We start from the raw sequence: 25,896 nt of genomic DNA, 5'->3' as shown, positions 1-25,896 counted from the left end.
ATCAGAGTCTGAACTCTTCGCCCAAATAGACTCGCTTAACTTGTTCATCTGCCAGGACTTCTTCCGGCGAGCCGTGGGCGATTAAATGGCCCTGGCTAACAATATAAGCCCGCTCGCAGACTGCCAGCGTTTCGCGAACGTTATGGTCGGTAATCAGCACGCCCAGACCGCTATCGCGCAGGTGTTCGATAATTTTTTTGATATCAATAACGGAAATCGGGTCGACACCGGCGAAGGGTTCATCCAGCAGGATGAATTTAGGATTAGCGGCCAGCGCACGGGCGATCTCAACACGGCGTCGTTCGCCGCCGGAAAGCGCCTGGCCCATGCTGTCACGCAAATGCGCAATATGGAATTCATCCATCAGCTCTTTGGCACGATCGTCGCGCTGTTCTGCCGTCAAATCCTCGCGAATTTGCAGCACCGCCATCAGGTTATCGTAAACGCTCAGGCGACGGAAAATTGACGCTTCCTGGGGCAAATAGCCAATACCGCGGCGTGCGCGGGCGTGGAGCGGCAGAATGCTGATGTCCTCATCGTCAATAACGATGCGGCCCGCATCACGCGGTACAATCCCAACCACCATATAAAACGTGGTGGTTTTACCTGCACCGTTAGGGCCAAGCAGACCCACAATCTCGCCGGATTTAACTTCCAGACTCACATCTTCGACAACGCGTCGGCCTTTGTAGGCCTTCGCCAGGTTTTGCGCAATTAAAGTCGCCATAGCGTTTAGTTACTCTTTTTCTGTCCGGTGGACTGGGTGCCTTTATCCTGCAACTGCGAAGGCACCAATACGGTCGTCACACGTTTGCCGGTATTGCCGTAGGCCTGCATTTTCTGTTCTTTAACCAGATAGGTAATGCGATCGCCTTTCACATTGCTGTCCAGCTGTTCCAGATAGGCGTTACCGGTCAGCTCAACGAAATCTTTCGCCAGCTCATAGTGCATTTTTTGGGCATGGCCCTGCACGGGTTTACCGCTGTCCTGCATCTGATAAAAGGTGGCGGGTTTGCCCCAGGCATCCACGATGGTTTTATTACTGTCGCCGCCAGGGCGAGTCACCACCACCTTATCGGCGGTGATTTTGATCGTGCCCTGAGTCACAATCACGTTGCCGGTGAAAGTGGCTACGTTACCCTGCATGTCCAGCGCCTGATTTTCCGAATCGACATTGACCGGTTTATCCGAGTCGCCGGTAAGCGCAAAAGCGGGCAGGCTGGCAGCCAGCAGCAGGCCGAGCGTCAAAAACTTAAGGTTGTTTCGCATTCTGAATTTCATAGGAGGTTTTGACCTTTTCAATCAACTCGGCAGTTTTGTTGCGTAAATTGCCACGCATTTTCATACCGGTAGAGTTAAAACTGCTACCGTAAAGCGTCACCTGATCTTCGGAGGTGACATCCTGCGTGATGAGATTAACCACGGCGTTATCCGTTTTGATCCGCTGAAGCTGCGCATCCTGCGTCAGGCTGTTAACTTCAACGTGACCATACAGATACAGCATACGGTCGTTCGTGAGTTTGGCTTTATCCGCCCGCACCGACCAGGTAGGGGTTTTACTCTCATCATAAGTGGTCATTATCGGGTTATCGAACCAGCTGACCGCATCGGTTGAGAAGTAGGTCACCTTGTCGGAGACCAGCTTGTAGCTCAGGCCACCCTGCGGGTTATATACCACCGTGTTTGACGTCTGGCTGGTATAAGTGGGTTCCTGATCGTTCCCGGCGACGGGAGCCGTCTCATCGGTGTCGGCAAGATTCCAGCCAATTAGCACGATAGCCACCAGCGCCAGTAACAATGTGATCCAACGCCTTGCTTTACTCATACAGACTGCCCTTTGGCCTCATCAAACTTATCCTGTGCAATCAAAATCAGGTCACAAATTTCACGAACCGCGCCACGCCCACCTGCAATACGGGTAACGTAGTCAGCGCGAGGAATTAAAACCGGGTGCGCATCCGCGACGGTCACGCTCAGGCCAACTTCAGCCATCACCGGCCAGTCGATCAGGTCATCGCCAATATAGGCGACCTCGTCCGCTCGAAGCGACAGTTTATCCAGAAGTTCGCGGAAGGCCAAAATCTTATCGGACTGTCCCTGGTAAAGATGCGTAATTCCCAGCGTGGTACAGCGATCTTCAAGCAATTTAGCTTTGCGACCGGTGATAATAGCGACTTCCACGCCGGAGGTCAGCAGGCAACGAATGCCGTAGCCGTCCCGTACGTTAAATGCTTTCAGCTCTTCGCCATTGTTGCCCTGATAAATCACGCCGTCTGACATGACGCCATCAACATCACAAATCAGCAGTTTGACTTCGCGCGCGCGCGCCATCACATCCTGGCTCACTTCGCCATAACAGGTATTTACCCAGCCTGCGGCAGTGCTCATTCTCTTATTCCTTGTTAAACCACACCGGCGCGCAGCATGTCGTGCATGTGCACCACGCCGAGCAGATGATCGCCATCGGCGACCATGACAACGGTAATGTTACGGCTTTGCATCAAATTAAGGGCATCGACCGCCAGCGTATTTGGGCGAACCCGAATGCCACCGGTCGTCATGACGCTGGCGATACTGGCGTGCTGAATATCAATGCCCATATCAAACACGCGGCGCAGGTCACCATCGGTGAAAATCCCTTCGATCTTCATCAGATCGTTACAAATCACCGTCATGCCCATATTTTTACGCGTGATTTCTAGCAGCGCGTCGCGCAATGACGCATCACGGCTAACGTGAGGGATTTCATCACCGCTGTGCATAATATCATTGACCGTCAGCAGAAGTTTACGACCCAGCGTGCCGCCAGGATGCGAAAGCGCGAAATCCTCAGCCGTGAAGCCGCGCGCTTTTAATAAGGCGACCGCCAGCGCATCCCCCATCACCAGCGTTGCCGTCGTGCTGGAGGTTGGCGCAAGACCCAGCGGACACGCTTCCTGCGGTACTTTAACACACAGATGAATATCAGCCGCACGACCCATTGCGCTTTCAGGTCGGCTGGTCATGCAAATTAAAAAGACGTGCAGGCGTTTTAGCACGGGGATAAGCGCCAGAATTTCTGAGGATTCGCCGGAGTTGGAGATAGCAATCACAATATCGCCTGCGCTGACCATGCCGAGATCGCCGTGGCTGGCTTCGGCTGGATGCACAAAGAAAGCTGGCGTACCGGTGCTGGCAAACGTGGCGGCCATTTTTTTGCCGACATGACCCGATTTGCCAATGCCCATCACCACCACTTTACCCAGGCAGCCGTAAATGCGCTTGCAGGCTTCGCTGAAGTCTTCGTTGATGTACTGATCCAGCTGTTCCAGGCCCTGGCGTTCAATATTCAGGACGTCTCTGCCCGCCTGCTGAAAGTCGAAATCGGGGTTGAGAAAAGGTGCCATAAGTTCTAATCCTTTTACCAGAGGGTAGCCGAAGGGAGCCAGTACAGCACGGCCACCCAGGCAACAAAGCCGCTCAGCAGCAGGGCGCCCGCCGCTCTTCCAATACAGCGGCTGCGCTGTAGACAAATTAGGGTAAACAGAGCGCTAACGCTCAACATCACCCAGTAGTCCCGGGCGAAAGCATGCAGATCAATACTGCCCGGATGAACCAGCGCAGGCACGCCAAGCACGATGGCAATATTGTAGATGTTAGAGCCGATCAAATTGCCGATAGCGATATCGTCTTCGCCTTTTAGCGCACCGGCAATCAGCGTCGCCAGCTCCGGCAGGCTGGTGCCTACAGAGATTACCGTCAGTCCTATCACCAGTTCGCTAATGCCAAAGTAGTCGGCAATCACTGTCGCATTATCGATGACCATACTTGTAGACATCGGCAGGATGATCAGGGCAACCGCCAGCCATAAAAAGGCGACCGTGTTGCCCGCATCGTCGCGAGGCAGTTCGGCCAGCTGTTCGCGCGTTAGCGAATCATTATTGTCTCGCTCAGCTTTGCGGGCAATTTTGATAATGAAAATTAAATAGGCTGCCGCAAGTGCTATCAGCACCAGGCCATCATTGCGGCTCAGGATATTATCAAAAAGCACGACCCCGCATAATAAACTCACGAGTAACATCAGTGGCAGTTCACGTCGGATCAGGCGGGAATGGACGGTCAGCGGGTGTAGCAGCGCGGCGCCGCCGAGAATCAACAAAATATTGGTAATGTTCGAGCCAAGCGCGGTACCCACGGCGATATCCATCTGACCATGCGTTGCGGCAGAAAAAGAGACGATGAGTTCGGGTAACGAAGTGCCAATACCGACGACGGTCATGCCAATAATCAGCGGTGGAATCCCTAAAGCGCGGCAAAGAATCGCCGCGCTGAACACCAGACGATCTGCACCATATACCAGCAGGACCAGGCCGATAATAAAGAGTGCGGTAGCTACGAGCATGAAGTGTCCTTTGATCGGGTATAATCGTCGGCTTGCCCTGCACGACGGAGAGTCAGGGGCTAAAGTTAATGCGTTGATTTTGACGGTCTGGAAGCAAAAAGTAAAACTTATGCCAACTTTAGCTACGTTCCGGAAGTAAGTTTCTGTAAAAGTGTCCAGTCCAGGCGGTAATACGATACCATCGGGGGAGATTATATGCCTGAAAATGAGGATAAGAGGTAGCTATGAGCCAGACGGAGACGAATTTGGTAGATGTCCGTGGCGTCAGTTTCGCCCGTGGGGATCGACCGGTTTTCGATAACATCTCGCTTACGGTGCCCAAAGGGAAGGTCACCGCCATTATGGGCCCTTCAGGCATCGGGAAAACCACATTGCTGCGCCTGATTGGCGGCCAGCTTCGACCTGATGCGGGTGAAATCTGGTTTAACGGCGAAAATATTCCCGCGCTTTCGCGCTCCCGACTGTACGAAACGCGTAAAAAAATGAGCATGCTGTTTCAGTCCGGCGCATTGTTTACGGATCTGACGGTCTTTGACAACGTCGCGTGGCCCCTGCGGGAACATACTCATTTGCCACCGCAACTGCTACACAGCACGGTCATGATGAAGCTGGAAGCCGTAGGATTGCGGGGAGCGGCACAGCTGAAGCCTTCGGAGTTGTCTGGCGGTATGGCACGACGTGCTGCGCTGGCAAGAGCGATAGCATTAGAACCCGATTTGATTATGTTCGACGAGCCTTTTGTCGGGCAGGATCCTATTACTATGGGCGTCCTGGTTAAGCTGATCGACGAGCTGAATCACTCGCTGGGCATGACCTGCATCGTGGTCTCACACGACGTGCCGGAAGTGCTGAGTATTGCCGATTACGCCTATATTATTGCGGGGCAGAAAGTCATCGCTCAGGGAACGGCAACCGCACTCCGCGAAAACGAAGATGCGCGTGTACGTCAGTTTATTGATGGCATCGCCGACGGTCCGGTACCGTTTCGTTTTCCGGCAGGGGATTATCTGCAGGACTTAACTGGCTCAGGGAGTTAACCAACTGATGTTTTTACGTGCACTGGCGTCCGTCGGGCGTCAGGGAATTAATACCTGTGCCTCATTTGGCCGTGCCGGGCTGATGCTCTTTCACGCGCTGATTGGCATACCTCGTTTTCGCAAACACGCGCCGTTGGTGATTAAACAGCTCTACAGTATCGGCGTACTGTCATTGCTGATTATTGTCGTCTCCGGTTTGTTTATTGGAATGGTGCTGGGGCTGCAAGGCTATCTGGTACTGAATACTTACGGCGCAGACAGCAGTCTCGGTATGCTGGTGGCCCTATCGCTACTGCGCGAGCTGGGGCCTGTGGTAACCGCGCTGCTGTTTGCGGGACGCGCTGGCTCGGCACTCACTGCCGAAATTGGCCTGATGAAAGCTACCGAGCAGCTTTCCAGCATGGAGATGATGGCTGTCGATCCGCTGCGGCGGATTATTTCGCCACGCTTTTGGGCGGGTTTTATCAGCATGCCATTACTGACGCTGATATTCGTCGCCGTTGGCATTATGGGCGGCGCGATTGTCGGTGTGAGCTGGAAAGGCATCGACAGCGGATTTTTCTGGTCAGCAATGCAGAATGCCGTTGACGTGCGCACCGATATTGTTAACTGCGTAATTAAAAGCGCTGTTTTTGCCTTCACCGTGACGTGGATTGCGCTGTTCAACGGTTATGACGCTATTCCCACTTCTGAAGGGATTAGCCGGGCAACAACGCGCACTGTGGTACATGCTTCTCTGGCGGTACTCGGTTTAGATTTTGTGCTGACAGCACTGATGTTTGGGAACTGATTCAATGCAAACGAAAAAAAGCGAAATTTGGGTAGGCGCATTTTTACTGTTGGCCCTCGCAGCGGCCCTGTTTTTGTGCCTGCGGGTCGCCGATCTTAAGTCGCTCGGTAGCGAGCCGACCTGGCGGTTGTATGCCACCTTCGACAATATCGGCGGTCTGAAAACGGGTTCGCCAGTGAAAATTGGCGGCGTGGTGATTGGCCGCGTCACGGATATTGAACTTGATGACAAAAGCTATTCGCCGCGCGTATCGATGGACATTGAAGATAAATATTCGCAGTTGCCGGATACCAGCTCGCTGGCGGTAAGAACGTCAGGCTTATTGGGTGAACAATACCTGGCGCTGAACGTCGGATTTGACGATCCCGATATGGGAACAGCTATGCTTAAAGACGGCAGCAGCATTCAGGACACCAAATCGGCAATGGTGCTGGAAGACCTGATTGGCCAGTTCTTGTATAAGAGCGGCAATGGCAGTGACAATAAAAATGCGTCGTCGGCGGCACCGGAAGCAAACGGGCAACCCGCGCCGGCAGCTCAAGAATAATTCAGAAGAGGACAGCTCATGTTTAAACGTTTCCTGATGGTGGCAATGCTGATTATTGCCCCGGTAGCCGCCAACGCAGCAGCAGATCAAACGAACCCTTATAAGCTAATGAATGAAGCTGCAGGTAAAACCTTTACCCGCCTCAAAAGCGAGCAGCCTAAAATTAAGCAGGATCCCAACTATCTGCGCCAAATCGTGCGTGAGGAGTTACTGCCTTATGTGCAAATCAAATACGCTGGCGCTTTAGTGCTGGGACGCTACTACAAAGAGGCAACGCCTGCCCAGCGTGAAGCTTACTTCAAAGCTTTTGGCGACTACCTGGCTCAGGCCTATGGTCAGGCGCTGGCACTCTACAACGGGCAAACCTATCAAATTGCGCCAGAACAGCCTTATGCTAATGCCAACATTATCGCTATCCGCGTTTCGATTATCGATCCGAATGGCCGTCCACCGGTACGCCTGGATTTCCAGTGGCGTAAAAACAGCCGCACTGGCGACTGGCAGGCGTATGACATGATTGCCGAAGGCGTGAGCATGATCAGCACCAAGCAAAATGAATGGGCTGGCCTTCTGCGTCAGAAGGGTATTGATGGCTTGACCGAACGACTGCAAAGTGCGGCAAATCAGCCAATCACGCTGGACAAGCAACAGTAATGAACGAACAACTGACCTGGCGCATAGAGGCGAACCAACTGCGCCTTGCCGGAGAGCTGGAGCGGGAAACGCTTCTGCCGCTCTGGCAGCAGCGCGAAACGGTCGTGAAACAGATTGATACCATTGATGTCTCCGCGCTGGAGCGTGTTGATTCCGCCGGTCTGGCATTGCTGGTTCATCTACGACAAATCGTGCTGGCACAGGGTAAAGCGCCGCAGTTTACCGGCATCACCGATAAGCTGCGCTCGCTTATCGCACTTTATAATCTGCAACAGATCATCGTCTCCGGCAGCTGATCGATCTGCCCACGGACGATCTAAAAAAAGCCTCTGCTCCGTCAGGGGCTTTTTGCTTGTTTAAGATAGCGTCACTTTCCACTAATATGTGTGCCTGTTAATCCTCAACGAATATTAGAAGCATCATGGAAACTAGTGAAATTCAATCCGTGCTGATGAGCGCGTTACCTCTGCAGGAAGTTCATGTGACCGGTGACGGCAGCCACTTTCAGGTGATTGCTGTCGGCGAACTGTTTGGTGAGCTGAGCCGCGTGAAAAAACAGCAGACGGTCTATGCACCGCTGATGGCTTATATCGCCGATAACCGTATCCACGCGGTATCTATCAAAACGTATACCCCGGAAGAATGGGCGCGCGACCGTAAGCTAAACGGTTTTTAATGCCTTGCAAACTCATCGCGCCGTGCGTGATGAAAAGGCAGTAATGTATGTCTGATTAATGAGAACTGGTGCTATGGATAAATTTCGTGTGCAGGGCCCAACCCGTTTAAGCGGGGAAGTAACCATTTCCGGCGCTAAAAACGCTGCGCTGCCAATCCTGTTTGCTGCTCTGCTGGCATCCGATCCGGTCGAGATCCAGAATGTCCCGAAACTAAAGGACATCGATACCACCATGAAGCTGCTCAGCCAGCTTGGTGTAAAAGCAGAGCGTAACGGTTCCGTCCATTTGGATGCCAGCGACGTCAATATTTACTGTGCGCCATACGATCTGGTGAAAACCATGCGCGCTTCTATCTGGGCGCTGGGTCCACTGGTGGCGCGTTTCGGCCAGGGGCAGGTTTCTCTGCCCGGCGGCTGTGCGATTGGCGCTCGTCCGGTTGATTTACACATTACCGGCCTTGAGCAGCTGGGTGCGGAAATCAAACTGGAAGAGGGCTATGTCAAAGCTTCTGTTAACGGCCGCCTGAAAGGCGCACATATTGTGATGGACAAGGTCAGCGTAGGCGCGACCGTCACTATCATGAGTGCTGCCACGCTGGCGACCGGCAAAACCGTTATCGAAAATGCCGCGCGCGAGCCGGAAATTGTTGATACGGCTAACTTCCTGAATACGCTCGGCGCTAAAATCACCGGCGCAGGTAGCGATCGCATCACCATCGAGGGTGTTGAGCGTTTAGGCGGGGGTGTTTATCGCGTGCTGCCTGACCGTATTGAGACCGGTACCTTCCTGATTGCAGCGGCCATTTCCGGCGGCAAAGTGATCTGCCGTGACACGCAGCCGGATACGCTGGATGCGGTGCTGGCAAAGCTGCGTGAAGCGGGGGCGGATATTGAGTTGGGTGACGACTGGATTAGCCTTGATATGCAGGGTAAGCGTCCAAAAGCGGTTAACTTCCGCACCGCGCCACATCCAGGTTTCCCGACCGATATGCAGGCACAGTTTAGCCTGTTGAACCTGGTTGCAGAGGGAACCGGTGTCATTACCGAGACTATCTTTGAAAACCGCTTTATGCACGTGCCGGAGCTGATCCGTATGGGCGCTCATGCCGAGATTGAGAGCAATACGGCCATTTGTCATGGCGTAGAAAAACTTTCCGGTGCTCAGGTAATGGCGACCGATCTGCGTGCATCCGCGAGCCTGGTGCTGGCGGGTTGTATTGCGGAAGGGACGACGATCGTTGATCGCATTTACCATATCGATCGTGGTTACGAACACATTGAAGATAAGCTCATCGCGCTTGGTGCGCGCATTGAGCGTATCAGCGGCAGCGAATAAAGCCGCATAGTGCTTATAACAGGGACGGTTACGTGCCGCCCTGGTAAAGCATTTCTCTGCCCCGTCAGCGCTAAGCCGGCGGGGCATTTTTCTATCCCAAAAGGCAGGGATACCCGGAAAGGGCTTATGATCGCATCAGTTTTTTACGATCGATCAGCTTGTTGGTCACGGGATCGTAATAGCGGCTGGGCCAGATTTCTGATGGATGAGTCATTAATGCATCAGCAATCAGCCACTCGCCTTTCGGCCAGGATCTGAACAGCGCGTTTGCCAGCGTCGAGGAGCTTAGTCCCGCCTCGCGTGATAATCCGGCAAGCGTTGTACCTCTTTTTCGTAAGCCTGCAATAATATCCGCGTTATGCCAGTCTTTTTTCTTATCTACCATGTGTGTCTTCTCCATGTACACATAACAATTTCCAGAATTTTCTGGAAGTCATCTCAGGGTTTATCGGTGGAGCCTTGACCCGTTTCTCAAAAAAATAACGAGTTAGCCACTATTCCCCTCGGTAAAATATACCAATAAAATTCCAGAATTTTCCAATTCTTTCTTAATGGGATTTATAAGTTGTGCGGTAATTCGCAAAAGTTACGCAATGCTGTGATGCGTTACATTTGAAAAAAGGCAGAAAAAAGCGAAATAAAAAGCGCGGAGAAGGAGAAACGCAGGGAGAGATAAAGCGCGGAAATCCGCGCTTCAGGTTGGATTAGAATTCCCGCTGAACGGACATATGCGCCAGCGCTTCAAGCGCGCTGCGCCAGGGCGATTCAGGCAGTACTGCAAGGCTGGCAATCGCTTTGTCAGCTTCGCGTTCTGCTGATTCACGTGTCCATTCGAGCGAGCCGCATTGGCGCATGGTTTCCAGAACTGGATCAAGTAAATGGCGACCATTGCCTTGCTCAATAGCCTCACGAATCATCGCGGCTTGTTCAGCTGTTCCGTTACGCATGGCGTGCAGTAAGGGCAACGTCGGCTTACCTTCGCTCAGGTCATCACCCACGTTTTTGCCCAGCGTTTTGCCATCGGCGCTGTAATCCAGAAGATCGTCGATAAGCTGGAAAGCTGTGCCGATATAGCGGCCATAATCCTGTAACGCCCGTTCCTGTTCTGGCGACGCATCGGCCAGAATTGCGGAAGACTGAGCGGCAGCTTCAAACAGGCGAGCTGTTTTACTGTAAATCACCCGCATGTAGCTTTCTTCTGTAATATCCGGGTCATTACAGTTCATCAGCTGTAGGACTTCGCCTTCTGCAATGACGTTTACGGCCTCCGACATCAGTGCCAGAACGCGCAGCGAACCAAGGCTGGTCATCATCTGAAACGCACGCGTATAGATAAAATCGCCGACCAGCACGCTGGCAGCGTTACCAAAGGCGGCATTGGCGGTGGCTTTACCGCGGCGCATATCAGATTCATCAACCACATCATCGTGCAGCAGGGTCGCAGTGTGAATAAATTCTATCAGCGCTGCGACAGTAACGTGTTGTTTTCCTGAATAATTCACCGCACGCGCTGCCAGAACGGCGATCATGGGGCGGATCCGTTTGCCACCACCGCTAATGATGTAATATCCCAGCTGATTGATAAGGGAAACCTCGGAATTCAGCTGTTCGAGTATTGTTGCATTGACGTCCGCCATGTCCTGCGCGGTGAGTTCGTTTATCTGTTCTAAGTTCATCAGTCTGTTCAGCTATTGCTCAGTATGCTGCTATGATAAGCGTCTTTACCCGTGCCTGCGGCATGTAATGTATAACAGATTGTACTTGAAAATTGCGACTGTGAAACATTTGCCTGTGCTTTGCGTTTTTTTTCTGCAATACCCGCCATCAGGCACTTGTCTTCCCCCGCGAAGTTGCGTAGAATTCGCGCCCTATTGTGAATATTTATAGCGCAGCCTGAAACCAAGACGGCAAGCGCGAGAGCGGAGTTTTATATGTACGCGGTTTTCCAAAGTGGTGGTAAACAACACCGAGTAAGCGAAGGTCAGACCGTTCGCCTGGAAAAGCTGGACATCGCAACCGGCGAAACTATTGAGTTCGACCAGGTTCTGATGATTGCTAACGGCGAAGAAGTGACTATTGGCGCGCCTTTAGTTTCAGGTGGCGTGATCAAAGCAGAAATCATTGCGCACGGTCGCGGCGACAAAATCAAGATCGTTAAGTTCCGTCGTCGTAAGCATTACCGTAAGCAGCAGGGTCACCGTCAGTGGTTCACTGACGTGAAGATCACTGGCATCAGCGCATAAGAGGAGATCTGACAAATGGCACACAAAAAGGCTGGCGGCTCCACTCGAAATGGTCGCGATTCCAATGCAAAACGTCTGGGCGTTAAGCGTTTCGGCGGCGAATCTGTACTGGCAGGTAGCATCATCGTTCGTCAGCGTGGCACCAAATTCCACGCGGGCACCAACGTAGGCTGCGGCCGTGACCACACCCTGTTTGCAACTGCAAACGGCAAGGTCCAGTTCGAAGTGAAAGGCCCGAACAACCGTAAATACATCAGCATCGTTGCTGAGTAAGGTTTTCGTGCCTGAAAGCGGTACCTGATACCGCTTTTAGCAGCGAATCAAAAAGCCCCGCTATGATTGCGGGGCTTTTTACATTCTGCTTTTCAATCCGCATGGGGCTGTTTCCGCCAGCGGATTCGCAGCAAACAGGTTTTTTGCTGTACACTTTATATTCAGCTGCACGATGTCTTAAGGCGGATCCTCTTTCTGATTGCATCGCGAAGACCTTTGCAGCATCAGAACCCCTGTTTCCGTCATCAGGCCATCGTTCACGAGCCACGACGGATCATCCGACTGCAAGGTTGATCGGCAGCGGGCAAATGATTTACGGAGAAGTAACATGAAGTTTGTTGATGAAGCGACGATCCTCGTTGCTGCGGGTGATGGCGGCAATGGCTGCGTCAGCTTCCGTCGTGAAAAATATATTCCCAGAGGTGGTCCGGACGGCGGTGACGGCGGTGATGGCGGCGATGTTTACATGCAGGCTGATGAAAACCTGAATACGCTAATCGATTATCGTTTTGAAAAATCTTTCCGTGCTGAACGTGGCCAGAACGGCCAGAGCCGTGACTGTACCGGTAAGCGCGGGAAAGATGTGATCATCAAAGTACCGGTAGGAACGCGTATTATCGATCAGGGTACCGGTGAAACCCTGGGCGACATGATGACTCATGGTCAGGTGCAAATGGTCGCTAAAGGCGGCTGGCACGGCCTGGGCAACACGCGTTTTAAATCTTCCGTTAACCGTTCGCCGCGTCAAAAAACCATGGGTACGCCTGGTGAGAAGCGCGACTTGCAGCTTGAGCTGATGCTGCTGGCCGACGTGGGGATGTTGGGCCTGCCGAATGCCGGTAAATCTACCTTTATCCGTGCAGTCTCTGCGGCGAAGCCAAAAGTAGCGGATTATCCGTTCACCACTCTGGTACCAAGCCTGGGCGTGGTACGTATGGACAGCGAACAAAGCTTCGTGGTTGCCGATATTCCAGGCCTGATTGAAGGCGCTTCTGACGGTGCCGGTTTAGGCATTCGCTTCCTGAAGCACCTCGAGCGCTGTCGCGTTCTGTTACACACTATTGATCTGGCTCCAATCGATGAATCCGATCCGGTTGAAAATGCCCGTATCATTTTGGCTGAGCTGGAAAAATACAGCGAAAAGCTTTTCAACAAGCCACGCTGGCTGGTTTTCAACAAAGTCGACCTGCTGGATCAGGAAGAAGCGGAATCCCGCGCGAAAGCTATCGCTGATGCGCTGGGCTGGACGGAGAAATATTACCTGATCTCTGCCGCCAATCGCGTCGGCGTAACCCCGCTGTGCTGGGATGTGATGTCCTTCATTAACGCCAATCCTAAAGAAGCGGAAGTGGAAGAAAAGCAGCCAGAGAAAGTGGAATTCATGTGGGATGATTACCACCGTCAGCAGCTCGAAGAAGCCGAAGTGGCGGTTGAAGAAGATGACGACTGGGATGAAGACTGGGATGATGAAGACGACGAAGGCGTCGAAATTATCTATCAGCGCTAAGCCAGTAAGGGACACAAATTTGTGTCCCTTTTGTTTTACGTCACGCTGGAAGATGGTTCACGTTTCCCCCGATGTACGGCAAATCCCCTTTCTAATAGCAAAGATAATCATTATCATCTTCGGTTCCGGATGTTTATCGGGGCAGTATGCTGCTTCGCTTCGCTGAATAGAGCTGACTCAATGATACGTTTCGCCAGACTAGTCGTTCCGCTGTTACTCTCTGCTTTTTCCGTAGTGCCCTTCACTCAGGCTCAGGCCGATCAAGGCTGGCCGCGTCATATCCCTAACCGGGATGGCGAGCTGGTGATTAACCATCAGCCTGAACGCATTGTCTCTACCAGCGTGACGCTGACGGGCTCGCTGCTTGCCATCGGGGCACCGGTCGTTGCCAGTGGTGCAGCCATGCCAGGACATAAGATTACAGACCAGCAGGGTTTTTTCCGTCAGTGGGGCAAGACGGCGACGGAAAAAGGCGTTAAACGTTTATATACGGGCGAACCCAATCTTGAAGCGATTGCGGCGGAAAACCCCGATTTGATCATTGTTAGCGCCACAGGCAATGATTCTGCGCTGCCAATATACGAGCGTCTTTCGGCGATGGCTCCAACGCTGGTCGTCAATTACGATGATAAAAGCTGGCAACAGGTAGAACGTGTTCTTGCGCAGGCAACCGGCCATGAAGCACAGGCTGAAAAGTCGATCCAGACGTATGCTCAGCGCGAAAAAGAAGTGAAAGCAAAGCTGGTGCTGCCGCCACAACCGGTTTCAGCGCTGGTGTTCAATCCCCATAGCCGGTTAGTGAATCTGTGGACCACTGAGTCTGCTCAGGGAAAATTGCTGGAATCCTTAGGCTTCACCCTGGCACAGCTTCCCGCGGTAAGCATCAAAGCCAGTCAGCGAATGAAACGGAAAGATATCGTTCCGCTAAGCGGAGAGAATCTGGTGACGGGACTGACGGGCAACACCGTAATGATGTTTGCTACCGGGGAAGAGGGTAAGGCTGCATTGCTGGCTGAGCCATTGCTTGCCGCAACACCGGCGGTAAAAAATAAGCAGGTTTATGCGTTAGGGGATGAGTCCTTCCGCCTTGATTATTATAGCGCCAGCAACCTGCTGACGCGGCTTGAACAGCTATTTGCTAAACAGTAACTGCCTGACCAGCCTCATGTCGGTGAGGCTGATCTGCTCCCTCTGCGTCTTTTAAAGCGAACCCGCTCACAAATTTACTCTTTTCATTGTTGGCCCTGAACAGCCCATTTTTCTTATCGTTTACGCAATAACACAAGAATCTCAATGAGAATGCGATGAATAATCGAATTGATAATTGTTTGTGTTTGCAATAGTGTATTGCCGCCTGGTTATCCATCTCTATTGCTGGACGCTGGCGGGGCGGATCCTAATGCCGTCTGGTTATCCAAATTTGCCTCAGATAACGTTGGTGAGGCGATCTCAGGGAATATGAATTTTGAACAAATTATCACGTTTATCATTAGCTATCCTGCTGGAACTGGGAATAGTCACAACGGCGATGGCAGCCACGGAAACCGCACCGGAAAACAGCACGGAAAAGGGTGTTTCAACGTCGACTCAGAGCACCGTTTCTCCTGAACAGGTAGACGCTGAAGGCGGGACGATGGTGGTAACGGCGGCTCAGCAAAATCTTCAGGCGCCGGGTGTTTCAACCATCACTGCCGATGAAATCAAAAAACGGCCTCCGTCACGTGACCTTTCCGAAATCATTCGTACTATGCCAGGCGTAAACCTGACCGGCAACTCCACCAGTGGACAACGCGGCAACAACCGTCAAATCGACATTCGCGGTATGGGGCCAGAAAATACGCTGATCCTGATCGACGGCATGCCAGTCGCCAGCCGCAACTCGGTACGCCTTGGATGGCGTGGCGAACGCGATACCCGTGGTGATACCAACTGGGTGCCGCCAGAAATGGTCGATCATATTGAAGTCATTCGTGGACCCGCGGCGGCGCGCTATGGCAACGGTGCGGCAGGCGGTGTGGTGAACATCATTACTAAGCAAACCAGCAATGAGTGGCATGGCTCCTGGGATACCTACCTGAACATGCCTGAGCATAAGTCAGAAGGTTCCACAAAGCGTTCCAACTTCTCGCTTACCGGGCCGCTGGGTGATGATGTCAGCTTCACGCTGTACGGCAACCTCAGCAAAACTCAGGCCGATGCGCAGTTTATCAATCAGGGACATCAGTCGCTGAGAACCGGCAGCTACGCCGATACCGTGCCTGCCGGTCGCGAAGGAGTAGAAAACAAAGATATTCATGGCAAGCTGCGCTGGGAATTTGCCCGCAACCAGAATCTGGAATTCAGTGCGGGCTACAGTCGTCAGGGCAACCTTTATGCGGGTGATACGCAAAATACCAACACCAGCGCGCTGGTGCAGAGCAAATACGGCGATGAGACCAACCGACTCTATCGTCAGGATTATGCGGTTACCTGGACCGGCGCATGGGATAACGGCGTCAGTACCCGCAGCTATGCGCAGTACGAAAACACGCGCAACTCACGCATGAATGAAGGGCTGGCGGGCGGCACCGAAGGGATCTTCTCCGACAGCGGCTTTTCCACGATCGAGCTGAACGATGTCCTGCTGCACAGCGAAGTCAGTATTCCGGTTGAATTGCTGGTTAATCAGACCCTGACGCTGGGAACCGAGTGGAATCAGCAGAAGATGAAAGATGGCGCCTCCAATACGCAGGCTCTGTCCGGCGGTGGGATTGATGGCATAAGCAGCACCAATCGCAGCCCTTACTCCTCGGCAGAAATCTTCTCCCTGTTTGCCGAAGACAATATGGAACTGACCGACAGCACCATACTGACACCCGGTCTGCGTTTTGATCATCACAGTATTGTTGGCAATAACTGGAGCCCATCACTTAATCTTTCCCAGACGCTGGCTGACGACTTCACGCTGAAACTGGGTATCGCACGCGCCTATAAAGCGCCAAGCCTGTATCAAACCAACCCAAACTACGTGCTTTACAGTCGTGGTCAGGGATGCGCTGACAGCGCCGGTGCCTGCTATCTGATGGGCAACGACGATCTGAAAGCCGAAACCAGCATCAACAAAGAAGTGGGCATTGAGTATAAGCATGAAGGCTATCAGGCAGGCCTGACGTGGTTCCGTAATGATTACCGCAACAAAATCGAATCGGGCTATGTACCAACCGGAACATCGACTACCGGCGCTGCGGACATCTACCAATGGGAAAACGTGCCAAAAGCGGTAGTCGAAGGGCTGGAAGGCACGGTTAACTTCCCGGTGACGGAAGCCATTACCTGGAACAATAACCTGACCTACATGCTGCAAAGCAAAAATAAAACCACCGGCGATCGCCTGTCGGTTATCCCGCAGTATACGCTGAACTCGACGCTGGCCTGGCAGGCAACACAGGATCTGTCGTTGCAGACCACCTTCACCTGGTATGGCCGTCAAACGCCGAAGAAGTATAACTACAAAGGTGAATCGGTTAGCGGCACCGAGAAGTCAACGGTCAGCCCTTATTCGATTCTGGGTCTGAGCGGAACGTATGACGTGAATAAATACGCCAGCGTGACTGTGGGTATCGAAAACCTGTTCGATAAGCGTCATTTCCGCGAAGGCAATGCGCAAACCACAGGTAACTCTACCACCAATGCGTATATGTATGGGGCAGGGGCGAATACCTACAATGAATCAGGCCGTACTTATTATATGAGTCTGAATACGCATTTTTAAGTCAGTAGCATTTGCGGCATACAATCCTTCCCGGGCAGTATCCCCGAACAACAGCGAAGCCCGATATCGGGCTTCGCTGGTTTCACAAGTAGTGTACGTTGCTCGTCAGTTGTTCTGATAAACATCCTTATAGAGGCGGCTTTCAAAGCGCACCAGCGGAATACGACGCTGTTTCTGATCCTGAGGCGGAACGGCATAGCCTGAAAGATACTGCACAAAGGCAACCCGCTGACCACTGGCGGTGGTCATAAAGCCTGCGAGGTTATAAACACCCTGCAATGAACCCGTTTTAGCCGATACCTTGCCATCCACACCCGCTTCATGCAGGCCACCACGGTAACGTAGTGTTCCGTCATAGCCCGCCAGCGGCAGCATCGAGATATAATTCAGTTGCTGATCGTTCTGCGCAATATATTGCAGCACCTGCATCATGGTCGCCGGCGAAATCAGATCGTGACGCGACAGGCCGGAGCCATCAACCTGAATGCTGTTGCCGAGATCGATATTGGCTTTCTGCCGCAGGATCTGACGGACAGCATCAGAACCCGCACGCCATGTACCCGGTACGCCGAAACGCTCGTGGCCAATAGTACGGAATACGGTATCGGCAATCATGTTGTCAGACTTCTTCAACATAATTTTAAGCAGATCGTGCAGAGGGACTGATTGCGTTTCGGCTAATACCGTTGCAGGCTGGGTTGCCTGAGTCTGACGCACCAGATGACCGGTATAATCAATGCCCGCTTCCTGCAATTCCGCTTTTAACAGCGCTCCGGCATAGCTGGCGCCATCCTGAATCGCAAAGGCCAGCGGCAACGGTTCCGAACGCTGGGTCATGCAGCCGGTTAACGTAAAGCGGTTAAGCTCGCCGGGCACCACGTCCAGTTCACAATATTGTGCATCTGCCGATCCTCTCGCCAGCGTGCGAACCTGGCTGAACATATTGACCGGATAATAAGAGGCAACGCGGATAAAAGCGTTATCGCCGGGCGTTTGCGCACTGTAGAGGGAAACTGAAAAACAGTTACGATCAACAATCGCAGCAGCAGGTGGGGCGCTAAAACACTGGGTCATATCATTCCACGGCCAGCCCGGCGCTTTATCATGGCTGGCGAAGACCGACGTATCAATGACGACATTGCCCTGAATATGCTGCACGCCTTGTTTTTTCAGAGCGGTCACTAAGTTACGGAGATCCTGCCGGGTAAAGGTCGGATCGCCGCCGAACCTCGCCACCAGATCGCCGCGTAGCGTGCCGCCGCTAATCGAACCTTTGCTTTCCAGTTGGGTGTGAAAACGGTAATCCGGGCCCAGCTGTAACAGTGCAGCCAGCGCGGTAATCACTTTCATGGTACTGGCAGGCAACGCCATCTGCTTGCTGTGATAGTCAATCGAGGGCGAACTGGCGCCAACTTTTTGCACAATCAGCGCCAGGTTTGCGCCATCGGGCAGGTACTGAGTATAGTCTTCGACCGTGGCCGCATGGGCATTCAGCATAAATGCGCAGGCTAAGCCGGTAACAATTCGTGAAAATCGCATAATCTCGCGTTTACTGGCAGGTGATGTTGCCATACTACGGTGCATTAAGGTGGAAAGTAAACGATGACCCATAGAGAACTCTGGGTTAAAATACGTATCAAAATGCGAATCATCCAGGCCCTGGATATCCCCCGGGCTTGGTTTCTTTCGTTTGTAATTCAGTGGTAAGCGCCGCAGAACGCTTTTTCTGCATTAACCTGTCAGGATGACACAATTTTGCACAGGATCAGTTAACGAGGTGTTGAGATGAATCAGATTCCGATGACGTTGAGGGGCGCGGAGAGACTGCGCGAAGAGCTCGAAGAGCTGAAAACCGTTAAACGCCCCAGAATTATTGCCTCAATTGCTGATGCACGCGAGCACGGCGACTTGAAAGAAAATGCAGAGTACCATGCCGCCCGCGAAGAGCAGGGCTTCTGTGAAGGTCGTATCCAGGAAATTGAAGCCAAGCTGTCAAATGCCCAGGTGATCGATGTCACGAAAATGAATGCCAACGGGCGCGTCATTTTCGGTTCTACCGTTAGCGTGCTGAACGTGGACACTGATGAAGAGTCAACCTATCGCATTGTCGGCGATGACGAAGCTGACTTTAAGCAAAATCTGATTTCTGTTAACTCACCGATGGCGCGTGGCCTGATTGGTAAAGAAGTGGATGATGTGACCATCATCAAAACGCCAGGCGGCGATGTTGAGTACGAAATTCTTAAGATTGAATATATCTGATTTCCCCGGTCGGGTTTTTTCAGACATAGTGTAAAGAAAGGAAAAGGCCGCACCGCGGCCTTTTACTGACATCGGGAGCATGTCATTTTCTCCCGACTAAGTTTCAAATCGCGCCAGAACTTAACGTGGAAGCGCGATTTTACGTTCCTTCGTTGGACGGTACAGCACCAGCGTCTTGCCGATAACCTGCACGTTAGCAGCTTTGGTTTCGCGCACGATAGCTTCAACCACCAGGGTTTTTGTCTCGCGGTCTTCCGTAGCGATTTTCACCTTGATGAGCTCGTGGTGCTCCAGTGCTTGTTCGATCTCGGCCAGCACCCCTTCGGTCAGACCGTTGTTGCCTAACATGACGACAGGCTTCAGCGGATGGGCCAGTCCTTTCAGGTGCTGTTTTTGTTTGGTACTCAGATTCATCGTATTTTTTACTTACATTGGGATTGAAAACGGGTCATTCTACCGCCATCTCTGGTGTATCACCAAATCGGCATGCTGATTTGCGCGGTTTATTTATCGCATACGTTGAATCATAGTTGGAAATTGTATGACTGGTAAAAAGCGTTCGGCCAGTTCCAGCCGCTGGCTACAGGAACACTTTAGCGATAAATATGTGCTTCAGGCACAGAAAAAGGGGCTGCGCTCGCGCGCCTGGTTTAAACTTGATGAAATACAGCAAGGTGACAAGCTGTTTAAGCCAGGGATGACGGTTGTCGACCTTGGCGCAGCACCCGGTGGCTGGTCTCAGTATGTGGTGACACAAATTGGTTCCAAAGGTCGCGTCATCGCCTGTGATCTCCTGCCGATGGATCCTATTGTCGGTGTCGATTTCCTTCAGGGCGACTTTCGTGATGAACTGGTGCTGAAAGCCTTGCTGGAACGCGTTGGCGATGCGAAGGTGCAGGTTGTGATGTCAGATATGGCACCCAACATGACCGGTACGCCTGCTGTGGATATCCCAAGATCAATGTATCTCGTTGAACTTGCGCTTGATATGTGTCGTGATGTGCTGGCACCTGGCGGCAGTTTTTTAGTGAAAGTGTTTCAGGGAGATGGCTTTGAAGATTACCTCCGGGAAATTCGCTCCCTGTTTACGAAAGTGAAAATTCGTAAGCCGGACGCTTCGCGCTCTCGTTCGCGTGAAGTGTACATTGTAGCGACAGGGCGCAAACTATAGTACCCTACGCTGTCTGTTAACACAGTTGTAATAAGAGGTTAATCCCTTGAGTGACATGGCGAAAAACCTGATTCTCTGGCTAGTCATCGCAGTCGTGCTGATGTCTGTCTTCCAGAGCTTTGGGCCCAGCGAGTCAAATGGCCGTAGGGTTGATTACTCAACCTTCCTGTCGGAAGTGAACCAGGATCAGGTCCGCGAGGCACGTATTAACGGGCGTGAAATCAACGTTGTCAAAAAAGACAGTAACAAATACACAACCTACATCCCCGTCAACGATCCTAAGTTGCTCGATAACCTGTTGACTAAAAATGTAAAAGTGGTTGGCGAACCGCCTGAAGAACCGAGCCTGTTGGCCTCAATCTTCATCTCATGGTTCCCAATGCTGTTGCTGATTGGCGTCTGGATCTTCTTTATGCGCCAGATGCAGGGCGGCGGCGGCAAGGGCGCGATGTCCTTCGGCAAAAGCAAAGCCCGCATGCTGACAGAAGATCAGATTAAAACGACTTTTGCTGACGTCGCAGGCTGTGACGAAGCGAAAGAAGAAGTCGGCGAGCTGGTGGAATACCTGCGCGAACCAAGCCGCTTCCAGAAACTCGGCGGTAAAATTCCGAAAGGCGTACTGATGGTCGGTCCTCCGGGTACCGGTAAAACGCTGCTGGCGAAAGCTATCGCTGGCGAAGCCAAAGTGCCTTTCTTTACCATCTCCGGTTCTGACTTCGTTGAAATGTTTGTTGGTGTGGGTGCTTCCCGTGTTCGTGACATGTTCGAACAGGCAAAGAAAGCGGCACCTTGCATTATCTTCATCGATGAAATTGATGCGGTCGGTCGCCAGCGTGGCGCGGGTCTCGGCGGTGGTCACGATGAACGTGAACAAACGCTGAACCAGATGCTGGTTGAGATGGACGGTTTTGAAGGCAACGAAGGTATCATCGTCATTGCCGCTACTAACCGTCCTGACGTGCTAGACCCGGCACTGCTTCGTCCGGGCCGCTTTGACCGTCAGGTTGTGGTCGGTCTGCCGGACGTACGTGGCCGCGAGCAGATTCTGAAAGTCCATATGCGCCGTGTGCCGCTGGCTACCGATATCGATGCGTTAGTTATCGCACGTGGTACGCCGGGCTTCTCAGGTGCCGATCTGGCTAACCTTGTGAATGAAGCAGCGCTGTTTGCCGCACGTGGTAATCGCCGTGTCGTTTCTATGGTTGAATTCGAAAAAGCGAAAGACAAAATCATGATGGGTGCGGAACGTCGCTCCATGGTGATGACGGAAGCGCAGAAAGAATCTACCGCGTATCACGAAGCTGGCCACGCGATTATTGGTCGTCTGGTACCTGAACACGATCCGGTGCATAAAGTGACGATTATTCCACGCGGCCGCGCATTAGGCGTGACCTTCTTCCTGCCGGAAGGCGATGCAATCAGCGCCAGCCGTCAGAAGCTGGAAAGTCAGATCTCAACGCTTTACGGTGGCCGTCTGGCAGAAGAAATCATCTACGGTGTGGAACGCGTTTCGACTGGTGCGTCTAACGACATCAAAGTTGCTACTTCTATTGCTCGTAACATGGTTACGCAATGGGGCTTTTCTGAGAAGCTTGGCCCGCTGCTCTATGCGGAAGAAGAGGGCGAAGTGTTCCTTGGCCGTTCAGTAGCGAAAGCGAAGCATATGTCCGATGAGACCGCGCGCATCATTGACCAGGAAGTAAAATCTCTGGTTGAAGGTAACTACCAACGCGCACGCCGTATTCTGAATGAGAACATGGACATCCTTCACGCGATGAAAGACGCGCTGATGAAGTATGAAACCATTGATGCTCCTCAGATCGATGACCTGATGGCTCGCCGTGAAGTGCGTCCGCCAGCAGGTTGGGAAGATCCGGCCAGCAACAGTTCTGACAACGGTACGCCAAAGGCGCCACGTCCGGTTGATGAACCGCGTACGCCAAATCCTGGCAACACCATGTAATGACGGGACAGTAGTCCTGAGTCACAAGCAAACCCCGGCGATGACCGGGGTTTTTTTTATGAGTACATCGGCCAGACCGATCCGCACACTTCCAGGGAGAAGCGCCATCATGAAACTTTACGCCAGAGATTCCGTGCTCGATTTATCACATCCTCATGTGATGGGGATATTGAATATGACGCCGGATTCTTTTTCAGATGGCGGCAGGCATAACAGTCTGGTGCAGGCGCTAACCCATGCGAATGAAATGATTAACGCGGGTGCGACCATTATCGACATTGGTGGGGAATCGACCCGGCCAGGCGCCGATGAAGTGAGCGTTGAAGAAGAGCTGGACCGGGTGATCCCCGTTGTCGAGGCGATTGCACAGCGTTTCGAGGTGTGGATTTCTGTGGATACTTCCAAGCCGGAAGTGATCCGTGAAGCGGCAAAGGCCGGTGCGCATATTATCAACGATATTCGTTCACTTCAGGAACCTGGCGCGCTGGAAGCGGCGGCTGCAACCGGTTTGCCGGTCTGTATAATGCATATGCAGGGTGAACCTCGCACGATGCAGCAGGCACCCGGGTATAAAAATTTGCTCCAGGACGTAGATACTTTTTTTGTTGAGCAGATAGCGCGCTGTGAAGCTGCCGGTATTAAAAAAGATCGGTTGCTGCTCGACCCAGGGTTCGGTTTCGGTAAGAATCTCTCCCACAATTATCAATTGCTGGCGCACCTGGCTGATTTTCATCATTTCGGGCTGCCACTATTGGTAGGGATGTCGCGAAAAAGCATGATTGGGCAGTTGCTGAATGTTGGACCGTCTCAACGTCTTACCGGAAGCCTGGCTTGTGCCGTGATTGCTGCAATGCAGGGCGCACATATTTTACGCGTCCATGATGTTAAAGAAACTGTAGAGGCGATGCGCGTCGTCGAAGCAACCCTGTCAGCAAAGGAATAGTAGAATGAGCAACCGTAAGTATTTTGGTACCGATGGCATCCGGGGCAAAGTTGGCGAAACCCCGATCACTCCCGATTTCGTCCTGAAGCTGGGCTGGGCGGCGGGCAAAGTTTTGGCGCGCAACGGCTCCAAAAAAATTATTATCGGTAAAGATACGCGTATTTCCGGCTACATGCTGGAGTCCGCATTGGAAGCGGGTTTGGCCGCTGCCGGACTTTCTGCGGCGTTTACCGGACCGATGCCAACGCCAGCCATTGCTTATCTCACCCGTACCTTCCGTGCTGAGGCCGGCATCGTTATTTCTGCCTCTCACAATCCATTTGATGATAATGGCATTAAGTTTTTCTCCATCGAAGGGACAAAGCTGCCCGATGATGTAGAAGAAGCCATCGAAGCGGAAATGGAGAAACCTATTACCTGTGTTGAATCCGCCGAGCTGGGACGCGCCAGCCGCATTGTGGATGCCGCCGGACGTTACATCGAATTTTGCAAAGGGACGTTCCCCAGCGAACTGAGCCTCAACGGGCTGAAGATTGTGGTCGACTGCGCTAACGGTGCCACTTATCACATCGCACCTAATGTCCTGCGTGAACTGGGCGCTACGGTGATTACGCTTGGCGTTAATCCTGATGGTATGAACATCAACAAAGAATGCGGCGCAACCGACGTTCGTCAGCTCCAGGCTCGCGTACTGGCAGAAAAGGCAGATATCGGTCTGGCATACGACGGTGACGGTGACCGCATCATGATGGTGGATCATCTGGGCCACAAAGTAGATGGCGACCAGATCCTCTACATCATCGCTCGTGAAGGCCTGCGTCAGGGACAGTTACGCGGCGGCGTAGTCGGCACGCTGATGAGCAATATGGGTCTGGAGCTGGCGCTGAAACAGTTAGGTATTCCGTTTGCACGCGCAAAAGTGGGCGACCGCTATGTGTTGGAAAAGCTCCAGGAAAAAGGCTGGCGTCTTGGCGCGGAAAACTCCGGGCATGTGATCCTGCTGGATAAGACAACCACCGGTGACGGTATCGTAGCAGGTTTGCAGGTACTTACTGCGATGGTAAGGAATCACATGAGCCTCCACGATCTCTGTAGCGGGATGAAGCTGCTACCACAGATTCTGGTAAACGTTCGCTTCAGTGGCGAAACCGATCCGCTGGAAAATGCACAGGTGAAAGCCGTAACGGCACAAGTGGAAAAAGAACTGCACGGCCGCGGACGCGTGCTGTTGCGTAAATCAGGGACGGAACCGCTAATTCGCGTAATGGTAGAAGGTGAAGATGAGGCGCTGGTCACTGCGCTGGCTCATCGGATCGCTGATGCTGTAAAGGCGGTTTAAAGACAAAATAGTGACGGGCTGAGCTTATTCAGCCCGTCAGAAAAAGTGTTGTACCCAGGTGATTTTTGGTGGTTTTTCCATCTAATTTCTTCGGGTTGCGGTTTTTTTCCGCAATTGGTTGGCATGCTGTAAATTGCCCTTGCGCTGGCGAGCGGCTTTGGTTAGTATTCACACCCGCTTCTGATGGGTAGTGGTGACGCTATCTGCTGACTGGTTTTGAAGCTTTTGATGTGCGGTTAACGCGCAAGGAAACAGGTTGATTATGTACGAAGCTCTTTTAGTAGTTTTCCTTATTGTGGCAATCGGCCTTGTAGGTTTGATTATGCTTCAGCAAGGTAAAGGCGCTGATATGGGCGCGTCGTTTGGTGCAGGTTCTTCAGCAACACTGTTTGGTTCTAACGGTTCAGGCAACTTTATGACCCGTATGACTGCAGTGCTGGCGACTCTGTTCTTCATCATCAGCTTGATTCTGGGTAACCTCAACAGCAACAAGACTCAGAAAGGAAGCGAGTGGGAAAATCTGACTCAGCCTGCACAGCAGCAGAGCCAGCCAGCTAAACCGGCTACGCCGGGTAGCGATATCCCACAGTAAGCAGTAACGTAGTTGGGTTTCGACGCGACAGAAAACAAAAAGTCGCAATCTTTAGTGCCGTGGTGGTGGAATTGGTAGACACGCTACCTTGAGGTGGTAGTGCCCGCATGGGCTTACGGGTTCAAGTCCCGTCCTCGGTACCAAATCTCAGTTTTGCTTGCATTTTATGCAAGATCGGCGTAGTATTTGCCACGTTTTCGGACGCGGGGTGGAGCAGCCTGGTAGCTCGTCGGGCTCATAACCCGAAGGTCGTCGGTTCAAATCCGGCCCCCGCAACCACTTTCCCTTAGAGTTCTTTTTCAAATATACTGTATGCATCGAACGGCGCATTATCAGCGAATTTTGAAAAAAATTCTTTTGGATTGTGCCGAACCGCCATTTTATGGCGTACAGGGTCCAGTCGCATAAAGCCCCGATTTTTCGGGGTTTTT

General features: G+C 52.4%; 29 protein-coding genes and 2 tRNA genes. 20 read left to right on the top strand and 11 right to left on the bottom strand.

All coding sequences use genetic code 11. From position 1 onward, the window contains the following. Nucleotide 1: 1 nt before the first annotated feature. The 6 genes from lptB to AAGQ96_RS19085 are packed head-to-tail and all read right to left on the bottom strand — an operon-like array spanning nucleotide 2 to nucleotide 4,381. Nucleotides 2–727 carry an LPS export ABC transporter ATP-binding protein gene (lptB, locus tag AAGQ96_RS19110; RefSeq protein WP_342754343.1) on the bottom strand — a complete coding sequence of 242 codons (726 nt, stop codon included), beginning with the start codon at nucleotides 725–727 and terminating at the stop codon, nucleotides 2–4. A 5-nt stretch (nucleotides 728–732) separates the two neighbouring features. After that, nucleotides 733–1,281, bottom strand: a complete 549-nt coding sequence (lptA, locus tag AAGQ96_RS19105) for a lipopolysaccharide ABC transporter substrate-binding protein LptA (RefSeq protein WP_147200012.1) — start codon at nucleotides 1,279–1,281, stop codon at nucleotides 733–735. Continuing rightward, the gene (gene lptC / locus AAGQ96_RS19100) at nucleotides 1,253–1,825 is read right to left on the bottom strand and encodes an LPS export ABC transporter periplasmic protein LptC (protein WP_147200011.1); all 573 of its coding nucleotides are present in this window, start codon (nucleotides 1,823–1,825) and stop codon (nucleotides 1,253–1,255) included. Before lptC ends, lptA begins: the two co-directional genes overlap by 29 nt. Next, nucleotides 1,822–2,388: a 3-deoxy-manno-octulosonate-8-phosphatase KdsC gene (gene kdsC / locus AAGQ96_RS19095; RefSeq protein ID WP_147200010.1), complete on the bottom strand. Its 567-nt coding sequence runs from the start codon at nucleotides 2,386–2,388 to the stop codon at nucleotides 1,822–1,824. Before kdsC ends, lptC begins: the two co-directional genes overlap by 4 nt. A 14-nt stretch (nucleotides 2,389–2,402) precedes the next feature. Then, nucleotides 2,403–3,386, bottom strand: a complete 984-nt coding sequence (gene kdsD / locus AAGQ96_RS19090) for an arabinose-5-phosphate isomerase KdsD (protein WP_147200009.1) — start codon at nucleotides 3,384–3,386, stop codon at nucleotides 2,403–2,405. Nucleotides 3,387–3,400: 14 nt separating this feature from the next. Continuing rightward, nucleotides 3,401–4,381 (bottom strand): calcium/sodium antiporter, encoded by a 981-nt coding sequence (locus AAGQ96_RS19085; RefSeq protein ID WP_147200008.1) that lies wholly within the window; start codon nucleotides 4,379–4,381, stop codon nucleotides 3,401–3,403. A gap of 224 nt (nucleotides 4,382–4,605) precedes the next feature. On the opposite strand from AAGQ96_RS19085, the gene mlaF reads away from it, so the two are divergent. The 7 genes from mlaF (at nucleotide 4,606) to murA (ending at nucleotide 9,421) form a co-directional block, all read left to right on the top strand. Next, nucleotides 4,606–5,418, top strand: coding sequence for a phospholipid ABC transporter ATP-binding protein MlaF (gene mlaF, locus AAGQ96_RS19080; protein ID WP_147200007.1), 813 nt, complete (start codon nucleotides 4,606–4,608; stop codon nucleotides 5,416–5,418). Nucleotides 5,419–5,425: 7 nt separating this feature from the next. After that, complete coding sequence (gene mlaE / locus AAGQ96_RS19075; protein WP_147200006.1) at nucleotides 5,426–6,208, top strand: lipid asymmetry maintenance ABC transporter permease subunit MlaE; 783 nt, start codon at nucleotides 5,426–5,428, stop codon at nucleotides 6,206–6,208. Nucleotides 6,209–6,212: 4 nt separating this feature from the next. Next, entirely contained in the window at nucleotides 6,213–6,755 is a 543-nt protein-coding gene (gene mlaD, locus AAGQ96_RS19070; RefSeq protein WP_147200005.1) for an outer membrane lipid asymmetry maintenance protein MlaD, read from the top strand. An 18-nt stretch (nucleotides 6,756–6,773) separates the two neighbouring features. Beyond that, nucleotides 6,774–7,409, top strand: coding sequence for a phospholipid-binding protein MlaC (gene mlaC, locus AAGQ96_RS19065; protein WP_342754342.1), 636 nt, complete (start codon nucleotides 6,774–6,776; stop codon nucleotides 7,407–7,409). Next, nucleotides 7,409–7,705: a lipid asymmetry maintenance protein MlaB gene (gene mlaB, locus AAGQ96_RS19060; protein ID WP_147200003.1), complete on the top strand. Its 297-nt coding sequence runs from the start codon at nucleotides 7,409–7,411 to the stop codon at nucleotides 7,703–7,705. The genes mlaC and mlaB overlap by 1 nt, the downstream gene beginning before the upstream one ends. Before the next feature lie 125 nt (nucleotides 7,706–7,830). Then, nucleotides 7,831–8,085 carry a BolA family iron metabolism protein IbaG gene (ibaG, locus tag AAGQ96_RS19055; RefSeq protein ID WP_342754341.1) on the top strand — a complete coding sequence of 85 codons (255 nt, stop codon included), beginning with the start codon at nucleotides 7,831–7,833 and terminating at the stop codon, nucleotides 8,083–8,085. Nucleotides 8,086–8,158: 73 nt separating this feature from the next. After that, nucleotides 8,159–9,421 carry a UDP-N-acetylglucosamine 1-carboxyvinyltransferase gene (murA, locus tag AAGQ96_RS19050; RefSeq protein ID WP_147200001.1) on the top strand — a complete coding sequence of 421 codons (1,263 nt, stop codon included), beginning with the start codon at nucleotides 8,159–8,161 and terminating at the stop codon, nucleotides 9,419–9,421. Between the two features lie 124 nt (nucleotides 9,422–9,545). Here murA and AAGQ96_RS19045 read toward each other — a convergent pair whose 3' ends face one another. Both AAGQ96_RS19045 and ispB read right to left on the bottom strand, forming a co-directional pair. After that, nucleotides 9,546–9,806 carry a helix-turn-helix domain-containing protein gene (locus AAGQ96_RS19045; protein WP_147200000.1) on the bottom strand — a complete coding sequence of 87 codons (261 nt, stop codon included), beginning with the start codon at nucleotides 9,804–9,806 and terminating at the stop codon, nucleotides 9,546–9,548. Nucleotides 9,807–10,125: 319 nt separating this feature from the next. After that, complete coding sequence (gene ispB / locus AAGQ96_RS19040; protein WP_147199999.1) at nucleotides 10,126–11,097, bottom strand: octaprenyl diphosphate synthase; 972 nt, start codon at nucleotides 11,095–11,097, stop codon at nucleotides 10,126–10,128. Between the two features lie 255 nt (nucleotides 11,098–11,352). Between ispB and rplU the strand changes: the two genes are divergently transcribed. The 5 genes from rplU (at nucleotide 11,353) to AAGQ96_RS19015 (ending at nucleotide 17,195) form a co-directional block, all read left to right on the top strand. Continuing rightward, the gene (rplU, locus tag AAGQ96_RS19035) at nucleotides 11,353–11,664 is read left to right on the top strand and encodes a 50S ribosomal protein L21 (protein WP_125287102.1); all 312 of its coding nucleotides are present in this window, start codon (nucleotides 11,353–11,355) and stop codon (nucleotides 11,662–11,664) included. Between the two features lie 15 nt (nucleotides 11,665–11,679). Next, entirely contained in the window at nucleotides 11,680–11,937 is a 258-nt protein-coding gene (rpmA, locus tag AAGQ96_RS19030) for a 50S ribosomal protein L27 (RefSeq protein ID WP_013204035.1), read from the top strand. 328 nt (nucleotides 11,938–12,265) lie between these two features. Beyond that, complete coding sequence (cgtA, locus tag AAGQ96_RS19025) at nucleotides 12,266–13,444, top strand: Obg family GTPase CgtA (protein ID WP_147199998.1); 1,179 nt, start codon at nucleotides 12,266–12,268, stop codon at nucleotides 13,442–13,444. A gap of 180 nt (nucleotides 13,445–13,624) precedes the next feature. Next, on the top strand, nucleotides 13,625–14,593 hold the full coding sequence (fepB, locus tag AAGQ96_RS19020; protein WP_342754340.1) for a Fe2+-enterobactin ABC transporter substrate-binding protein: 969 nt from the start codon (nucleotides 13,625–13,627) through the stop codon (nucleotides 14,591–14,593). Nucleotides 14,594–14,972: 379 nt separating this feature from the next. Further along, nucleotides 14,973–17,195: a TonB-dependent siderophore receptor gene (locus tag AAGQ96_RS19015; protein ID WP_342755592.1), complete on the top strand. Its 2,223-nt coding sequence runs from the start codon at nucleotides 14,973–14,975 to the stop codon at nucleotides 17,193–17,195. Between the two features lie 105 nt (nucleotides 17,196–17,300). On the opposite strand, the gene dacB is transcribed toward AAGQ96_RS19015, so the two are convergent. Next, nucleotides 17,301–18,734, bottom strand: coding sequence for a serine-type D-Ala-D-Ala carboxypeptidase (gene dacB, locus AAGQ96_RS19010; RefSeq protein ID WP_147200688.1), 1,434 nt, complete (start codon nucleotides 18,732–18,734; stop codon nucleotides 17,301–17,303). Nucleotides 18,735–18,980: 246 nt separating this feature from the next. Here dacB and greA point away from each other — a divergent pair, with 246 nt between their 5' ends. Further along, nucleotides 18,981–19,457 (top strand): transcription elongation factor GreA, encoded by a 477-nt coding sequence (gene greA, locus AAGQ96_RS19005; RefSeq protein WP_147199996.1) that lies wholly within the window; start codon nucleotides 18,981–18,983, stop codon nucleotides 19,455–19,457. Nucleotides 19,458–19,577: 120 nt separating this feature from the next. Here greA and yhbY read toward each other — a convergent pair whose 3' ends face one another. Beyond that, entirely contained in the window at nucleotides 19,578–19,871 is a 294-nt protein-coding gene (yhbY, locus tag AAGQ96_RS19000; RefSeq protein ID WP_125287107.1) for a ribosome assembly RNA-binding protein YhbY, read from the bottom strand. Between the two features lie 127 nt (nucleotides 19,872–19,998). Between yhbY and rlmE the strand changes: the two genes are divergently transcribed. The 4 genes from rlmE to glmM all read left to right on the top strand — a co-directional run bounded on the left by rlmE (nucleotide 19,999) and on the right by glmM (nucleotide 24,873). Beyond that, complete coding sequence (gene rlmE / locus AAGQ96_RS18995) at nucleotides 19,999–20,628, top strand: 23S rRNA (uridine(2552)-2'-O)-methyltransferase RlmE (protein WP_147199995.1); 630 nt, start codon at nucleotides 19,999–20,001, stop codon at nucleotides 20,626–20,628. Nucleotides 20,629–20,683: 55 nt separating this feature from the next. Continuing rightward, nucleotides 20,684–22,591, top strand: a complete 1,908-nt coding sequence (gene ftsH / locus AAGQ96_RS18990; RefSeq protein WP_147199994.1) for an ATP-dependent zinc metalloprotease FtsH — start codon at nucleotides 20,684–20,686, stop codon at nucleotides 22,589–22,591. Between the two features lie 109 nt (nucleotides 22,592–22,700). Then, the gene (gene folP, locus AAGQ96_RS18985) at nucleotides 22,701–23,534 is read left to right on the top strand and encodes a dihydropteroate synthase (protein WP_147199993.1); all 834 of its coding nucleotides are present in this window, start codon (nucleotides 22,701–22,703) and stop codon (nucleotides 23,532–23,534) included. Between the two features lie 4 nt (nucleotides 23,535–23,538). Further along, the gene (glmM, locus tag AAGQ96_RS18980; RefSeq protein WP_147199992.1) at nucleotides 23,539–24,873 is read left to right on the top strand and encodes a phosphoglucosamine mutase; all 1,335 of its coding nucleotides are present in this window, start codon (nucleotides 23,539–23,541) and stop codon (nucleotides 24,871–24,873) included. 28 nt (nucleotides 24,874–24,901) lie between these two features. On the opposite strand, the gene AAGQ96_RS18975 is transcribed toward glmM, so the two are convergent. Further along, nucleotides 24,902–25,045 (bottom strand): hypothetical protein, encoded by a 144-nt coding sequence (locus AAGQ96_RS18975; protein ID WP_342754337.1) that lies wholly within the window; start codon nucleotides 25,043–25,045, stop codon nucleotides 24,902–24,904. Nucleotides 25,046–25,135: 90 nt separating this feature from the next. Between AAGQ96_RS18975 and secG the strand changes: the two genes are divergently transcribed. From secG to AAGQ96_RS18960, 3 genes are all read left to right on the top strand, one after another. Next, a complete protein-coding gene (gene secG / locus AAGQ96_RS18970) occupies nucleotides 25,136–25,465 on the top strand; it encodes a preprotein translocase subunit SecG (protein WP_147199991.1) in 330 nt (109 codons plus the stop codon). A 56-nt stretch (nucleotides 25,466–25,521) separates the two neighbouring features. Beyond that, a tRNA-Leu gene (locus AAGQ96_RS18965) sits at nucleotides 25,522–25,608 on the top strand. Nucleotides 25,609–25,667: 59 nt separating this feature from the next. Next, nucleotides 25,668–25,744 (top strand) — tRNA-Met (locus tag AAGQ96_RS18960). Nucleotides 25,745–25,896: the final 152 nt, after the last annotated feature.

It is taken from the genome of Pantoea sp. MBD-2R (assembly GCF_039134845.1).
In the GTDB taxonomy this organism is placed as follows: domain Bacteria; phylum Pseudomonadota; class Gammaproteobacteria; order Enterobacterales; family Enterobacteriaceae; genus Erwinia.
This window is presented reverse-complemented; position numbering and strand designations above follow the sequence as displayed.

What these genes read in the sequence shown, in the direction of transcription:
- lptB (WP_342754343.1), bottom strand. Translation starts at nt 727, where the DNA reads ATGGCGACTTTAATTGCGCAAAACCTGGCGAAGGCCTACAAAGGCCGA.
- lptA (WP_147200012.1), bottom strand. Translation starts at nt 1,281, where the DNA reads ATGAAATTCAGAATGCGAAACAACCTTAAGTTTTTGACGCTCGGCCTG.
- lptC (WP_147200011.1), bottom strand. Translation starts at nt 1,825, where the DNA reads ATGAGTAAAGCAAGGCGTTGGATCACATTGTTACTGGCGCTGGTGGCT.
- kdsC (WP_147200010.1), bottom strand. Translation starts at nt 2,388, where the DNA reads ATGAGCACTGCCGCAGGCTGGGTAAATACCTGTTATGGCGAAGTGAGC.
- kdsD (WP_147200009.1), bottom strand. Translation starts at nt 3,386, where the DNA reads ATGGCACCTTTTCTCAACCCCGATTTCGACTTTCAGCAGGCGGGCAGA.
- AAGQ96_RS19085 (WP_147200008.1), bottom strand. Translation starts at nt 4,381, where the DNA reads ATGCTCGTAGCTACCGCACTCTTTATTATCGGCCTGGTCCTGCTGGTA.
- mlaF (WP_147200007.1), top strand. Translation starts at nt 4,606, where the DNA reads ATGAGCCAGACGGAGACGAATTTGGTAGATGTCCGTGGCGTCAGTTTC.
- mlaE (WP_147200006.1), top strand. Translation starts at nt 5,426, where the DNA reads ATGTTTTTACGTGCACTGGCGTCCGTCGGGCGTCAGGGAATTAATACC.
- mlaD (WP_147200005.1), top strand. Translation starts at nt 6,213, where the DNA reads ATGCAAACGAAAAAAAGCGAAATTTGGGTAGGCGCATTTTTACTGTTG.
- mlaC (WP_342754342.1), top strand. Translation starts at nt 6,774, where the DNA reads ATGTTTAAACGTTTCCTGATGGTGGCAATGCTGATTATTGCCCCGGTA.
- mlaB (WP_147200003.1), top strand. Translation starts at nt 7,409, where the DNA reads ATGAACGAACAACTGACCTGGCGCATAGAGGCGAACCAACTGCGCCTT.
- ibaG (WP_342754341.1), top strand. Translation starts at nt 7,831, where the DNA reads ATGGAAACTAGTGAAATTCAATCCGTGCTGATGAGCGCGTTACCTCTG.
- murA (WP_147200001.1), top strand. Translation starts at nt 8,159, where the DNA reads ATGGATAAATTTCGTGTGCAGGGCCCAACCCGTTTAAGCGGGGAAGTA.
- AAGQ96_RS19045 (WP_147200000.1), bottom strand. Translation starts at nt 9,806, where the DNA reads ATGGTAGATAAGAAAAAAGACTGGCATAACGCGGATATTATTGCAGGC.
- ispB (WP_147199999.1), bottom strand. Translation starts at nt 11,097, where the DNA reads ATGAACTTAGAACAGATAAACGAACTCACCGCGCAGGACATGGCGGAC.
- rplU (WP_125287102.1), top strand. Translation starts at nt 11,353, where the DNA reads ATGTACGCGGTTTTCCAAAGTGGTGGTAAACAACACCGAGTAAGCGAA.
- rpmA (WP_013204035.1), top strand. Translation starts at nt 11,680, where the DNA reads ATGGCACACAAAAAGGCTGGCGGCTCCACTCGAAATGGTCGCGATTCC.
- cgtA (WP_147199998.1), top strand. Translation starts at nt 12,266, where the DNA reads ATGAAGTTTGTTGATGAAGCGACGATCCTCGTTGCTGCGGGTGATGGC.
- fepB (WP_342754340.1), top strand. Translation starts at nt 13,625, where the DNA reads ATGATACGTTTCGCCAGACTAGTCGTTCCGCTGTTACTCTCTGCTTTT.
- AAGQ96_RS19015 (WP_342755592.1), top strand. Translation starts at nt 14,973, where the DNA reads ATGGCAGCCACGGAAACCGCACCGGAAAACAGCACGGAAAAGGGTGTT.
- dacB (WP_147200688.1), bottom strand. Translation starts at nt 18,734, where the DNA reads ATGCGATTTTCACGAATTGTTACCGGCTTAGCCTGCGCATTTATGCTG.
- greA (WP_147199996.1), top strand. Translation starts at nt 18,981, where the DNA reads ATGAATCAGATTCCGATGACGTTGAGGGGCGCGGAGAGACTGCGCGAA.
- yhbY (WP_125287107.1), bottom strand. Translation starts at nt 19,871, where the DNA reads ATGAATCTGAGTACCAAACAAAAACAGCACCTGAAAGGACTGGCCCAT.
- rlmE (WP_147199995.1), top strand. Translation starts at nt 19,999, where the DNA reads ATGACTGGTAAAAAGCGTTCGGCCAGTTCCAGCCGCTGGCTACAGGAA.
- ftsH (WP_147199994.1), top strand. Translation starts at nt 20,684, where the DNA reads ATGGCGAAAAACCTGATTCTCTGGCTAGTCATCGCAGTCGTGCTGATG.
- folP (WP_147199993.1), top strand. Translation starts at nt 22,701, where the DNA reads ATGAAACTTTACGCCAGAGATTCCGTGCTCGATTTATCACATCCTCAT.
- glmM (WP_147199992.1), top strand. Translation starts at nt 23,539, where the DNA reads ATGAGCAACCGTAAGTATTTTGGTACCGATGGCATCCGGGGCAAAGTT.
- secG (WP_147199991.1), top strand. Translation starts at nt 25,136, where the DNA reads ATGTACGAAGCTCTTTTAGTAGTTTTCCTTATTGTGGCAATCGGCCTT.